Origin of the sequence: Gilliamella sp. A7, assembly GCF_002142015.1 — a bacterium.
Classification (GTDB): domain Bacteria; phylum Pseudomonadota; class Gammaproteobacteria; order Enterobacterales; family Orbaceae; genus Gilliamella; species Gilliamella apis_A.
In genome coordinates this window covers 1-14,002 of record NZ_NASN01000022.1, presented here as the reverse complement: position 1 = coordinate 14,002, position 14,002 = coordinate 1, and the positions used below count along the sequence as shown (strand labels likewise).

Below are 14,002 nucleotides of genomic sequence, written 5' to 3'. Positions count from 1 at the left end.
ATTATTTATAACTTCAAAAAAAGATTGAAATTAAAGGTCGATTAAGTAAGGATAGTAGCTCATGATGTTTTTTTGTGCTAATTAAATACTGTAACAAGTCGTTACGTTGATGTAATTGCCTACAAGGAGCCAATATGTTTAGTAAACAAATGACCATTGCCGATTATGATCGAGAGTTATGGGATGCCATTAAAGGCGAAGAACAACGCCAAGAAGATCATTTAGAACTTATTGCATCGGAAAACTATACCAGCCCACGAGTGATGCAAGCACAAGGTACTCAACTAACCAATAAATATGCTGAAGGCTATCCTGGTAGGCGCTACTATGGCGGTTGTGAATATGTTGATATTGTTGAGCAGTTAGCTATTGAGCGTGCTAAAGAACTATTTGGTGCAGATTATGCTAACGTTCAACCGCATTCTGGCTCACAAGCCAATTTTGCTGTTTATATGGCATTGTTAAAACCGGGTGATACGGTGCTAGGCATGAATTTGTCACAAGGGGGGCATTTAACACATGGTTCACCAGTCAGTTTTTCAGGTAAGCTGTATAATGTGGTTGCTTATGGCGTCGACGAAACTGGCCATATTGATTATGATCAATTAGCGAAAATTGCTTTAGAGTCAAAACCAAAAATGATTATAGGTGGTTTTTCTGCTTATTCTGGTGTAGTTGATTGGCAGCGCATGCGTGAGATTGCTGATAGTGTAGGCGCTTTCTTATTTGTTGATATGGCTCATGTGGCTGGTTTGGTGGCGGCTGGTGTTTATCCAAATCCAGTGCCTTTTGCTCATGTTGTGACGACAACGACGCATAAAACCCTTGGCGGACCACGTGGTGGACTTATTTTAGCCAAAGGTGGTAGTGAAGAACTTTACAAAAAATTGAATTCTGCTGTATTCCCTGGCGCACAAGGTGGTCCATTAATGCATGTGATAGCGGCAAAAGCAGTTGCTTTAAAAGAGGCAATGGAGCCAGCTTATAAAGAATATCAACAACAAGTTGTGAAAAATGCCCAAGCAATGGTTGATGTGATCATCAAACGTGGTTATAAAGTTGTCTCTGGTGAAACAAAAAATCACTTATTCTTAATAGATTTAGTTGATAAAAATATCACCGGTAAAGAAGCTGATGCTGCTTTAGGTAGTGCTAATATTACCGTGAATAAAAATAGTGTGCCAAATGATCCGCAAAGTCCATTTGTAACATCTGGTGTGCGGATTGGTACACCTGCAGTGACTCGTCGTGGTTTCAAAGAAGAAGAGTCTCGTGAATTAGCTAATTGGATTTGTGATGTATTAGATAACATTGATGACGAACAAGCTATTCAAGCGGTTAAACAAAAAGTGTTGGCGATTTGCCGACGATTACCTGTTTATCAACATTAATCATAAAATATTCGCCGACGTAATGTCGGCGAAAAATTATTAAGCATTATTCAACAGTTGTTATTGTTTTTCAGTAGTGTTATTTTGTTGCTGACTTAACAGCTGTTGTTGCTGTTTAAAATAATTGGCAATATCTTTTTTAAACCAAAAAGCCGTACCGACGATTACTACGCCTAGTAAAATTGCTGACCAGAATAGTATTCGCGCTTTTTTATTACGTTTTTTTAAAGGGTCAGTTAAATTACGTCTTGCATTGGCAGGTAATTCGGCTTTACTGGTAAGCAGACCACCAAGCAGTAAATTGATTTTAACTTGTCCATTTATCGCCCAACCAGAAGCTTCAAGTAATGGCCCAAGTGTTCTTCTTCTTAATTTTAACCAAGCCAATATTACAGATGGTCCCGATATAATCAAGAACAAGCCGAAAATCACTAATGGGAATTGCCACCATGTAAGCGAGAAGATAGCTTGAAAAATAGTTGCTAAAGCGGTGCCAATGGCGCCAATAGCTAAACCAATAGCTGCAAAGATACCAACACTTTTACCAATATCAAATTTGCTTTCTGGATTTTGTACCGCTTGTGTACTGGTTTTCTCAATGTCAGCATCTTTATTGCTTGCCCATTTATTAATTTGTTCAGTAATTAAACGGCCAATACGTTGATAAGGTGCCCAAATAGCTTGTTGGATACTAATTGGTTTAGTAATCAGCTTAACAACACTTGCATCCCAATCATTGCCTTCATTATCAATAAAAACGCCATTGCGGCCTTCCATTAATAAATCACCTTGTCCAGCGGTAATTGCTGCAGCAATTGTCTGTTTTTTACCGTGCCTTGTACATTCACAATATAATAAACATAGTTCAGAATAATTAGCCATAGTCGAATGTTTAGCTATATTCTCTACGGCAACACAGAGGGTAGCACAACGACCGTCAATATAAAGTTTACCTAGTTGAAAAGCCGCATAATGGTCAAGTGAAAAGAATTCAGCAAATGAAGCAAAGTTAATCAATAAACGATAGAGATGTTTTTGAAATAATACTAGTTTTTCTAATACAAAAACATCTGAAGCTGAAATAGGTGTTTGGTTATCCTGTTCGACCATGTTTTCAAATTCATTTAGTAAATTATCATTAACTAAATTAGCGATTTGATTGCCAGTAAGATCCTCAATGCTAATGGTTGGTTTAGTTGTAACACTTAACTGTTGCATATCAGGTTTAGAACTGATTAGTGTCGCGTAAGCATTAAGACCTGTTTGAATATCTTGCCATTCTTGTGCTGTTAGCCGATTAGCATCGGCTAAGTGTGAAGCGATTAAATCTCTAAATCGAATGATTTTACTTTTCCACAGTGGGTTAAGGCCATTAACCAAATCTAATGCGTTATTGGTATCAATTCTAGATAGAGGTAGCTCAGATAAAGCTTCATCAGATAGTAAACCATTTTGGGTTGGGACAATATATTTCTCGTCAACATTTAACGCCGTTTGTGCCTGAGGTGCGTATTGTGCTAATTCAACACGCAGAAAGTAGTCATCAATTTTCGGCTTTAATTCTTGAACTAATTTCCATATTTCTGAGCGGTTTTCGCCAAAAGGAGTTTGGGTATTACTGATATCGGTTTGCCATTTTTGCCAACTTTTTAGGTTTTTAAAAAAAGTTTGCGCAATCTCTAGATTAATTCCATCCTGACCACTTATATCTTTTTCCGCACCAGTTGTTTTTATTGCTGCCAGAATAAAATTTTGCATCTCAGGCGATAATTCGGCTGAAGGTGGAAAAATTAAATCACCATTGTAGAGTTTGCTGGCATTAATCTTAAGTGATTGTTGCACATCATCTTGCGTTAAATAATCTGCTTGGCTTTTATTTAAATTCGCTAAAATGCTATGGGCGGTAATTAATAATTTTTTACCTTGTTCGCTTGAATCATCAATTTGTGATAATGGCAAAGTTTGTGATGATTGTACAATATTGTCAAAAGAAACTATTTTATCTTTAAGCCAATTAATTGCCTCTAGAATATCGGGAATACGAATGCGATCATCGTTATCTGAATCTAATAGTTGTAATGTTCTTTGATCAAAATCTAGCCCTGTTGTTGGGCAACTGAGTGCAACCCATAATTTAGGATCTAAATTGGGTAAATTGATAATGTCATTGGCATTTTGTAATACGACTTGATCTAATCCACCAACACGTTGAAATGTCCAAGTATGACTCATAATCACCTCCATACCGAAATATTACTAATATATTCAATTATTAATAATTATAACAGTATTTATTTTTTTGAAGAGAATTGGAATGCTCACATTTAAGAGCCGCTAATTGTATCTTTGATAATTGATTTTGGTGGCCAACCACAACTTTATGATAGAATACCGCCTTATTATTTAATATCCAAATAAAAACCACAAATATGTCATTAATTAATCTTACCAATGCTTATTTATCATTTAGTGATGCGCCACTTCTTGATCATATTGATATGTCTATAGAAATTAACGAGCGAGTCTGTCTTGTTGGTCGTAACGGTGCCGGTAAATCAACTCTGCTAAAAGTGCTGAATAAAGAAGTACCGCTCGATGAAGGACAAATTGTTTATGAAAACAATGTTATTGTCTCTCGATTGCAGCAAGACCCCCCTCGAGATATTCAAGGAAATGTTTTTGATTTTGTTGCGGAAGGTTTAAAAGAACAAGCGCAATTATTAAAAGATTACTATGCATTGTCACACTTGGTTGAAACTGATCCAAGTGAGAGTAATCTATCTAAATTAGCTAAAATGCAAGAACAGCTTGATCACCAAAATGGTTGGCAATTGGATAATCGTATTCGTAATGTCATTTCCTCATTATCGTTAGATGGTGAGGCATTATTGTCTTCGTTATCGGGTGGTTGGTTGCGTAAAGCAGCATTAGCAAAGGCACTAGTTTGCCAACCATCAGTACTGTTATTGGATGAACCAACTAACCATTTAGATATTGATACTATTAAATGGCTGGAAGAGTTTTTAAAAAGCTTTAATGGCAGTATTGTTTTTATATCGCATGACCGATCCTTTATTCGGCAAATGGCGACTCGGATTATTGATTTAGATCGCGGTAAGGTTGCTTCTTGGGGCGGTGACTATGACAGTTATTTGTTAGGTAAAGAAGAAGCGCTGCGTGTTGAAGAGTTACAAAATGCCGAATTTGATAAAAAGTTAGCACAGGAAGAAGTCTGGATCCGTCAGGGTATTAAAGCTCGTCGAACTCGTAATGAGGGTAGAGTGAGAGCATTAAAAGCGATGAGACAAGAATATTCACAGCGTCGTCAAGTTATGGGCAATGCAAAAATGCAGATCGAGGAAGCACTGCGTTCAGGAAAAATTGTCTTTGAGCTAGATAATGTCAGTTATCAAATCGATGATAAAGTGTTAGTTAAGGACTTCACGGTACAAGTGTTACGTGGTGATAAAATTGCTTTAATTGGCCCCAATGGTATTGGTAAAACCACATTATTAAAACTGATGCTAGGTAGTTTAGCACCGACCTCAGGAAGTGTTCATTGCGGAACCAAACTTGAAGTGGCTTATTTTGATCAATATCGATTAGAGCTTGATCCAGAAAAAACCGTTATGGATAACCTTGCAGAAGGTAAGCAAGAGGTGATGGTAAATGGTCGCTCAAGACATGTGCTTGGCTATTTACAAGATTTCCTATTTCCACCAAAACGAGCTCGAACACCGGTTAGAGCACTATCGGGTGGTGAACGAAATCGTTTACTATTAGCAAAATTATTTTTAAAACCAAGTAATTTATTGGTGCTTGATGAACCAACTAATGACCTTGATATTGAAACTTTAGAGCTATTAGAAGAACTTGTGAATGATTATCAAGGAACGGTTTTATTAGTCAGCCATGATAGACAATTTGTCGATAATGTGGTCACTCAGTGTTGGTTTTTTGAAGAACAAGGCCGAATTGGTATTTATGCTGGTGGTTATACTGATGCTTTACAGCAACAACAGCAGGCTAAACCAGTGAGTAATCATGTCACCAGTAGTAAGATCAATGAATCAGCTAAAAGTGATATCAACAAAACCAATAGTCAAAACCAAACGTCAGATCAAGCGGTTAAAAAGAAGGTTAAATTAAGTTATAACGAACAACGAGAACTCGCCCAATTACCTAATAAAATCGAGGAATTAGAAACAGCTATTGCGGATCTTCAAGCACAAATAGGCCATAGTGATTTCTTCAATCAACCTCATGAAGTAACGAGTCAAATATTGCAATCTTTAGCCGATAAAGAAGCTGAGCTTGAAGTGGTATTTGAACGTTGGGAACAGTTAGAAGCATTGACTCAATAAGCGCTCAATGTGAGCGCTTATTCATGGCTACCAAGTTTTTCTTGAGAGAAAGTAAAAGAGTATTAGGGCAATAATCACAAAAATAGCACCAACAAAGCCAATATAATGGGTGGATAAGTAAACCAATACTTGGCTGCCGACAAAGGCGCCACCGCCTATACCGATATTATAAATACCTGAATAAACTGAGGTCGCAATATCGGCTGCATCAGGTGCAGCATCAATAACTTTACTCTGCATCACCATACCAATAATAGTAATCGCAAGCCCCCAAACCATACCTTGTAGTATTGCGGTTATGAGACTAAAAGAACAAACATAAAGCGATAATAAACAGATAATTAATAATATCACCTGCATAACTAAGATGGCGGTTGGGTGCGGTTCGGCATATTTAGCAAAAATTAAACTACCTATCATGCCTGAAAAACCGACAGCTAATAATAAGCTCACGACAATTTGTTCGCTAAAACCGCCAACATTAAGCATAAATGGCGTTATATAAGTATAAGCGGTAAAATGGCCGGTAATAATAATAGCAGTTAACAAATAAATGTTTAGTAATACAGGTCGTTTAAGTACTTTAGGAATGGCTTTTAGTGAAATTGTGTTCATACTAGGAACAGACGGTAATAAATAAAGTAATGAAGCCATTACACAAAATGCAATAAACCCGATACATAAAAATGTGACTCGCCAGCCAACCAATTGGCCGATCATTGTCCCAATAGGAATCCCTAATACTGTTGCCATTGAGGTGCCAACTACAATAAAGCCCATTGCTTTAGCTTTTTTACCATTAGGTGCTAATCGAACCGCTAAAGGCGTGGTAATTGCCCAAAATACAGCATGGGCGCAAGCAATGCCTATTCTAGCAACCATTAAACTATAAAAACTCCAAGCAAAGCCAGCTAAGATGTGACTACCAATAAATAAACAAAATAGAGATATAAGTAGCTTACGGCGTTCCATTTTTGCGGTTAATACCGTTAAAGGTAAAGATAATAACGATACAGCCCAAGCATAAATAGTTAATAATAGTCCGGCATGCGCGACATCCATCGAAAAACTTTCAGCAATATTCGGCAGTAATCCAACTGGTACAAACTCTGTGGTATTGAATATAAACGCAGCAAGGGCAAGGCAGAGAATCGACGACCAGATTCGAGACCGTTTATTAGCATTATTCATGATTAATGTTGTAGAAGGGATTGAGATTCAATAAGCTGATTATAGCTGAATATTATCGACTATTAAACAACGATGACAAATAAATCATCAGATTAAATTAGTAATTTTTTTGTTTAATCAGTGAGCTATTTTGCGACATTAAAACATATAAAGGTATATAATATCGCCACCTACAATTAATCGTTCGATTAAATATCATGAATCAACTTTTGATCACAGTTTGCCTACTAACCTGTAGTAATATTTTTATGACTTTTGCTTGGTACGGTCATTTACGGTTTTTGCATAATCAAGTTTGGATTGTCGCCGTATTTATCAGTTGGGGTATTGCACTGTTTGAATATTTACTACAAGTCCCTGCAAACCGGATTGGTTTTCAAGTCGCTAGTGCAGGGCAATTAAAGATACTTCAAGAAGTGATTAGCTTGTCTGTATTTATTCCCTTCTCAGTTTACATTCTAAAAGAACCATTTAAAACCGATTATATTTGGGCTGGTTTATGTTTGCTCGGCGCAGTGTTTTTTATGTTCAAGGATAAAATTATCGCTTAATAACGATATTCATAGTCGGAATATTATACAACTTGTTTATTCATCTCATAAATTATTCGGTTATCAAAAATCTTAAGTAATAAATAGTAATGTGCTGTTATTCATAACAAGATTTTTGCTAACTAATGTTTACTGTTTTATTATCAAATAGTGCTATATTTATAATAATTATTGCTAATCCCATTACATATAAAACTTGCCGTTTCTTTATTGGTTCTATTAAGTTGCGTTGTTATCATTAATTAAAATAGTACTTAGGAGATATTTATGCGTAAAAAGTTTTTATATTCATTAGTAGTATCTATTTTATTTTGTTTTAGTGTCCATGCCATTGAGGTTAAAGATGTAACCACAAATCCGAATGATTTTTATCTTACCCAAGAACAAGCACCAGATAGTTTACATTTATTACCGCCACCACCAGCATTTAATAGCGTTGATTTTTTAAGAGATAAAGCCATGTATGATTGGGGAAAATCCATGCGAAATACTGAGCGAGGTAAACAAGCTTATCTTGATGCTGATTCGAGTAAAGATAATGTTACTAAACAGTTTTCAGCCGCTTTTGGATATGATATTTCAATTGATAGCTCGCCTGAAATTTATAAACTTATTACCACAATGAAAGAAGATGCTGGTGATCTTGCTACTCGATCGGCTAAACAATATTACAACCGCATCAGACCGTTTTCATTTTTTAATGAACCGACATGTCGCCCTGAAGACGAAAAAACGTTATCGACCAATGGTTCATATCCCTCTGGTCATACCACAATGGGATTTGCTATAGCATTGGTCTTAGCTGAAATTAATCCTGCACGGCAAAATGAAATTTTAAAACGAGGTTACGAAGTTGGTGAAAGCCGAGTTATTTGTGGTTATCATTGGCAAAGTGACATTGATGCAGCAAGAGTCATGGCGGCGGCAGTAGTTGCCCAATTACATACTAATTCTGCATTTATTGAACAATTAGCTAAAGCAAAAGCTGAACTGAATCAATTTCAATAGCTATAGGGTGTTTGTAGGTAACTAAATCATTTTCTTATATTGGTTGTTATCCTTTAACAACCAATATTAATTTCCGTTATAGCGCCTTAAATGATATATCCGGCAAAATTGTTTCTCCTTGCCAATACAGTTGACTAGCAACTTGTGCGGCAATATTACAATATAATTGCGTAAATTCACTATCAGGATGACTGACTACCGTTGGTTGTCCAGAATCAAGATCTTGGCGTAATAAACGGTGCAGCGGCATTTGACCAAGTAATTTTGTTTGGTATTTTTCAGCTAGACGCTTAGCACCATCCTCACCAAAAATTGCTTCATGGTGACCGCAATTTTCACAGATGTGATAACTCATATTTTCAATAATACCAATGGTTGGAATATTCACTTTATTAAACATCGTGATGCCTTTTTGTGCATCAATTAAGGCAATATCTTGTGGTGTGGTAACAATAACTGCTGCTGTAACAGGAATGTTTTGTGCCAATGTTAATTGGATATCACCAGTGCCTGGTGGCATATCAATAACCAAATAATCAAGTTCAGGCCAGAGTGTATCTTGTAAAATCTGCAAAAGTGCTTTACTTGCCATTGGTCCTCGCCAGACCATCGCACCATCGGCATCAACTAAATAGCCAATTGAATTACTAGCAAGACCATAAGCCATAATTGCTGACATATGTTTGTTGTCAGGTGTTAATGGTTGTTCTTTTTCGGTACCAAGCATTGTTGGAATAGAAGGGCCATAAATATCAGCATCTAAAATACCCACTTTAGCCCCTTGCTTTTGTAACGCTAAAGCTAAATTAACCGCAGTTGAGGATTTACCAACGCCTCCTTTACCTGAACTTATCGCTATAATATTTTTGATATTATTAATAGCATGATGACTATTTGCTCGCTTTAATGTGGCGATATTATAGTTAATATTCCAATTCACATTTTCAACATCATCTAATTCAAGTAATAATGGAGTAACTGTTGTTTTCAGATCTTCAAAACCAGTTTGCCAAGCAAAAGGCATGGTCAAGCTAATCATTAGTTCTTGATTAACCCGTTCACATTGGGAAATAGCCCCAAGTTCAATCAAATTTTTCTGTAAAGTAGGGTGACGAAAATTCTCAAGAATTTTTTTTGCTTCCATATTAATAGACCTTGTATCTAACTCGTTGGTATATATTTAGTTATTTTACTTCAATTTGTTATAGATATTATCAATAACTTTAATGGAGAATAAATTACAAAATTATCTTTGTTACATTCAAATAAAATATAACCAGTTCAAAATTGATTGGTTTGAAAAAGAAATTTAGGCAAATTATGGCATAAATCTAGCGATAATCACACGATTGTTGTACTATTTCTGCCATTATGAAATTAAAGGTAATAATTTAATATGACAACTCAACGCAAAATATTGGTGACTTGTGCGCTTCCATACGCAAACGGTTCAATTCACTTAGGTCATATGCTTGAACATATTCAAGCTGATGTATGGGTTCGCTACCAGCGCATGCGTGGTAATGAAATCTATTTTATTTGTGCCGATGATGCACATGGAACGCCGATTATGCTAAAAGCTCAGCAATTAGGCATTACTCCTGAGCAGATGATCGCTGAAGTAAAAGTCGAACACCAACGTGATTTTGCCGGATTTAACATTAGTTTTGATAATTATCATTCAACCCATAGCCCTGAAAATCGTGAAATATCAGAACAAATATATAAACGTTTAAAAGCGAATGGTTATATTAAAACGAAGGTTATTTCACAACTGTTCGACCCTGAAAAACAGATGTTTTTACCTGATCGTTTTGTAAAAGGTACATGTCCTCGTTGTAAAGCCGCAGACCAATATGGTGACAATTGTGAAGTTTGTAGTGCTACTTATAATCCTACTGATTTAATTGATCCTAAATCGGTTGTTTCTGGTGCGACGCCAATTTTGAAACAATCTGAGCATTTCTTCTTTGATTTACCTGAGTTTGCCACAATGTTACAAACTTGGATACGTTCAGGGACTTTACAAGAACAAGTTGCTAATAAAATGCAAGAATGGTTTGAAGCTGGTTTACAACCTTGGGATATCAGCCGTGATGCACCATATTTTGGTTTTGAAATTCCTGATGCGCCAGGTAAATATTTTTATGTTTGGTTAGATGCTCCAATTGGTTATATGGGCTCTTTCCTTAATTATTGTAATAAAAATAATAAAGCGATTTTTGATGAGTTTTGGAATAAAGATTCAACGACCGAGCTTTATCATTTTATTGGTAAAGATATTGTTTATTTCCATAGTTTGTTTTGGCCAGCAATGCTAGATGGTAGTGAACATCGCAAACCATCAAATATTTTTGTACACGGTTATGTAACCGTTGATGGTGCTAAAATGTCAAAATCACGAGGTACTTTTATTCAAGCAAGTACCTATCTAAAACATTTGGATCCAGATTGCTTACGTTACTATTATGCTGCTAAATTATCGCCACATATTGATGATATTGATCTTAATCTCGAAGATTTTGTTCAACGAGTTAATAGCGATTTGGTGAATAAAGTGGTTAACATCGCATCCCGATCGGCTGGATTTATTAGTAAAAGATTCGACGGCAAATTATCTGATAATATTGCTGCACCAGAACTTTACGCCTTATTTGTGGAAAAATCGCAAGTTATTGCTGATGCTTTTGAAAAACGAGAATCAGGTAAAGCGGTACGTGAAATTATGGCTTTAGCTGACGAAGCAAACCGCTACATTGATGAAAAAGCGCCGTGGGTGGTTGCTAAGCAACAGGATCAAGATCAGCAATTACAAGATATTTGTTCTATGGGGATCCATTTATTCCGTATATTAATGACCTATTTAAAACCTATCGTACCTTCATTAGCTGAACGTAGTGAAGCATTTTTAAATAGTCAATTAGAATGGCATACAATAAATAAAGCCTTAACCGGTCATAAAATTAACAGTTTTAAAGCGTTATTCAACCGAATTGATATGGATAAAATTAATAACATGATTGAAGAAACTAAACAGCAAGCGGCAGCAACTACACCAGCAAAAGAAAAGGTAGCCGAACCAATTGCGGAAACTATAAATTTTGACGATTTTGCTAAAGTAGATATGCGCGTTGCCTTAATCAAAAACGCTAGTTTTGTTGAAGGTTCAGATAAATTATTGCAATTAACGTTAGATATTGGTGATGAAACCCGTAATGTTTTTTCAGGAATTAAACAATACTATCCTGAACCTGAAGTATTAATTGGCCGTTTGACTATTATGATTGCCAACTTGGCACCTCGTAAAATGCGTTTTGGTGTTTCAGAGGGTATGGTACTTTGTGCTAGTGGTAAAGATGATAATGAAGGTGTTTATCTATTATCACCAGATAGTGGTGCTAAACCGGGGATGCGAATCTCGTAAAGATATTTTATCAATTCTTTAATCTGCATCTTAACAAGCTATTAGGCTTGTTAAGATACTTAAGTAAAATAATATTACAAATATAAGTTTGTTCTGTTACTCAATTGATTGTTTGTTAAAACAATAAGTTGCAACCATTTTAGTTTTGCCTTCTACCCGAATAAGATCCCATTTTATTGCTATAGTTATCAGAATATCGATAATATTCAAGAGCCAATAACCAACTAGTCACTATAGTTTTCATCATATATTGTCAAAATATTTCAGGATTTAAATAAAAAATTTGAGGAACGGGGTTTTTGAAGACTAAAATCCATCCGATAAATCACTAAAACTAGTTATAACATAAGCTAGGGCCAATAATAAAAGTTTATTTTGATAAATCAGTTTGGTGAGTTTTATTAAGCGACATTAGCAATGTACTGACAACTGAGAGAGGTTAGCATGGTAAACAGGGATGTTTGGCAAGGCTGTTTTTTGTCATGAACAAATACAGCTGATGCGTTAAGAGCGAATGAAGGCGGAAGGTAGTCACATCGTGACCTCTTGAGTGGTCGTTGCGAAAGTTAATAAAGAGGGTTCGTTTCAACCCTCTTTACTCGGACGTAATCGCCATATAGAAATAATCATCAAATAACAAAACGTCCGAAACTCATCAAACAGAAAAATTGAGGAACGGGGTTTTAGGCACTTTAAACTAATAATAAACTTAGCAATTGTAGTTGATTTTAATTGGCTATGCTAAAGAAAGCTTCCTTTTAAAACCTATTTTTTAACTAAATATAAATTAATATTCTAAAACTCGGCTAACTGACTTATTTTTCTGTTTAAATCTATTTAAACAGAAAGACTCTGTCCAATCACCATATTGGTTATGTGATAAATAAAAACAAGTTATTTTACTTTCTCTTAAACCCTTAGGACGAATGATATTACTTAGTTTTTTCTTATCAATAAGAATAAAATTTTGAGTTACAGATTTGATCAACTGGTTTTGTTGGTTATAAAAATAGTATGTTTTTATTGAAGATCCTAATGAAACATTGTTTATTGCTTTTTCTTCTTGTTCTAGAGAGTAAATATCTAGTCTATCTTTAAGATAAGTGTATTGTTCAATAGCGTTATTTTCCCATATTTTATTTTCTGACTTTGATATTCTTCCTTTTTCATCTAACTCAGTATCATAGACTTGTTTATTTTGATCATTGAATAAATTTATAATATTCTTATTTTCATCTAGTGTAAGTTGAAAACTTGATAATGTTTTATCTTTAATCATTAATTTAATATTGGAATTTTTATAGTCTACACCAATTATTTTATCTTCATTTATGAATACTGCAGTAATAAAACCATCTGAATTAGATTCAATGGTTGTAATTTCTTCTATGTTATTTTCGACATCAATCTTGGTTATTTTTTGCTTCTTAATTGGGATACTATTAGGTGCAAAATCAGAACACCATATTTGGCTATAATTGTTCGAAAGTAATATTTGCCTTTCAGTATTTTTTTGATCTTTACAAGCACATAAAACTAAACAAGCTGTAATTATAATTAATATTTTTTTCATCATTTTATTTCCCCTCAAAAAATATCATAAAGGTTTTTTTACTTTTTTGCTGGTATTTTTTTATTGAATTTAATTATGTGATTACTTTTTTTTGCAAATGGTGTTAAATTTTCAGGAAAGGTGTTTTTAAACTATAAATTACTTAGTAACTCACTAGTAATGTTTTAAAAAATAAAATCTAAACATGGTAATTCTCCCAATGGACTTGGTGTGAATTATTTATCGCCTTACAAATAGCAATACTTGGTAAGTTTGTTATTTGTATGGAACAAATAATGGGCTGGTGAGTTTAAGGGTAAACTAGGAAAGTAAAAGCGTTAGATAGTGTAATACTTGGCGATATGTGTTATGCAAACAAATTTTGGAGAAAAATTGAATACTTAAGCAAAGTAAAAATGACCTTGAAGCGAGTGAGTATCATGATGATATGAGTAATAATTAAGGTTATTCGTCAATACCTTTAACTTGGGTGTTGTCTTTATTTTAAAATAGCTAATAAG

At 34.9% G+C, this 14,002-nt stretch carries 9 protein-coding genes; 5 read left to right on the top strand and 4 right to left on the bottom strand.

Translation table 11 applies throughout. From position 1 onward, the window contains the following. The first annotated feature begins 134 nt into the window (after nt 1-134). Nucleotides 135-1,391: a serine hydroxymethyltransferase gene (gene glyA / locus B6D18_RS07105; RefSeq protein ID WP_086363812.1), complete on the top strand. Its 1,257-nt coding sequence runs from the start codon at nt 135-137 to the stop codon at nt 1,389-1,391. Nucleotides 1,392-1,451: 60 nt separating this feature from the next. Here glyA and B6D18_RS07100 read toward each other — a convergent pair whose 3' ends face one another. After that, nucleotides 1,452-3,623 (bottom strand): phage holin family protein, encoded by a 2,172-nt coding sequence (locus B6D18_RS07100; RefSeq protein ID WP_086363811.1) that lies wholly within the window; start codon nt 3,621-3,623, stop codon nt 1,452-1,454. A gap of 197 nt (nt 3,624-3,820) precedes the next feature. Here B6D18_RS07100 and B6D18_RS07095 point away from each other — a divergent pair, with 197 nt between their 5' ends. Further along, nucleotides 3,821-5,755, top strand: coding sequence for an ABC transporter ATP-binding protein (locus B6D18_RS07095; protein WP_086363810.1), 1,935 nt, complete (start codon nt 3,821-3,823; stop codon nt 5,753-5,755). A 27-nt stretch (nt 5,756-5,782) separates the two neighbouring features. Here the strand turns inward: B6D18_RS07095 and B6D18_RS07090 are convergent, their stop codons facing one another. Beyond that, nucleotides 5,783-6,949, bottom strand: coding sequence for a sugar transporter (locus B6D18_RS07090; RefSeq protein ID WP_371328884.1), 1,167 nt, complete (start codon nt 6,947-6,949; stop codon nt 5,783-5,785). Between the two features lie 194 nt (nt 6,950-7,143). Between B6D18_RS07090 and B6D18_RS07085 the strand changes: the two genes are divergently transcribed. Further along, entirely contained in the window at nt 7,144-7,497 is a 354-nt protein-coding gene (locus B6D18_RS07085) for a DMT family protein (protein ID WP_086363808.1), read from the top strand. Nucleotides 7,498-7,764: 267 nt separating this feature from the next. Beyond that, nucleotides 7,765-8,505: a phosphatase PAP2 family protein gene (locus B6D18_RS07080; protein WP_086357467.1), complete on the top strand. Its 741-nt coding sequence runs from the start codon at nt 7,765-7,767 to the stop codon at nt 8,503-8,505. Between the two features lie 76 nt (nt 8,506-8,581). Here the strand turns inward: B6D18_RS07080 and apbC are convergent, their stop codons facing one another. Further along, nucleotides 8,582-9,649, bottom strand: coding sequence for an iron-sulfur cluster carrier protein ApbC (gene apbC / locus B6D18_RS07075; RefSeq protein WP_086363807.1), 1,068 nt, complete (start codon nt 9,647-9,649; stop codon nt 8,582-8,584). 252 nt (nt 9,650-9,901) lie between these two features. Between apbC and metG the strand changes: the two genes are divergently transcribed. Continuing rightward, a complete protein-coding gene (metG, locus tag B6D18_RS07070; protein WP_086363806.1) occupies nt 9,902-11,929 on the top strand; it encodes a methionine--tRNA ligase in 2,028 nt (675 codons plus the stop codon). 787 nt (nt 11,930-12,716) lie between these two features. Here the strand turns inward: metG and B6D18_RS07065 are convergent. After that, nucleotides 12,717-13,505 carry a hypothetical protein gene (locus B6D18_RS07065; protein ID WP_086363805.1) on the bottom strand — a complete coding sequence of 263 codons (789 nt, stop codon included), beginning with the start codon at nt 13,503-13,505 and terminating at the stop codon, nt 12,717-12,719. Nucleotides 13,506-14,002 lie beyond the last annotated feature (497 nt).

Bases quoted from the DNA above. Each gene is read 5' to 3' on its own strand.
- glyA (WP_086363812.1), top strand. From the start codon at position 135: ATGTTTAGTAAACAAATGACCATTGCCGATTATGATCGAGAGTTATGG.
- B6D18_RS07100 (WP_086363811.1), bottom strand. From the start codon at position 3,623: ATGAGTCATACTTGGACATTTCAACGTGTTGGTGGATTAGATCAAGTC.
- B6D18_RS07095 (WP_086363810.1), top strand. From the start codon at position 3,821: ATGTCATTAATTAATCTTACCAATGCTTATTTATCATTTAGTGATGCG.
- B6D18_RS07085 (WP_086363808.1), top strand. From the start codon at position 7,144: ATGAATCAACTTTTGATCACAGTTTGCCTACTAACCTGTAGTAATATT.
- B6D18_RS07080 (WP_086357467.1), top strand. From the start codon at position 7,765: ATGCGTAAAAAGTTTTTATATTCATTAGTAGTATCTATTTTATTTTGT.
- apbC (WP_086363807.1), bottom strand. From the start codon at position 9,649: ATGGAAGCAAAAAAAATTCTTGAGAATTTTCGTCACCCTACTTTACAG.
- metG (WP_086363806.1), top strand. From the start codon at position 9,902: ATGACAACTCAACGCAAAATATTGGTGACTTGTGCGCTTCCATACGCA.
- B6D18_RS07065 (WP_086363805.1), bottom strand. From the start codon at position 13,505: ATGATGAAAAAAATATTAATTATAATTACAGCTTGTTTAGTTTTATGT.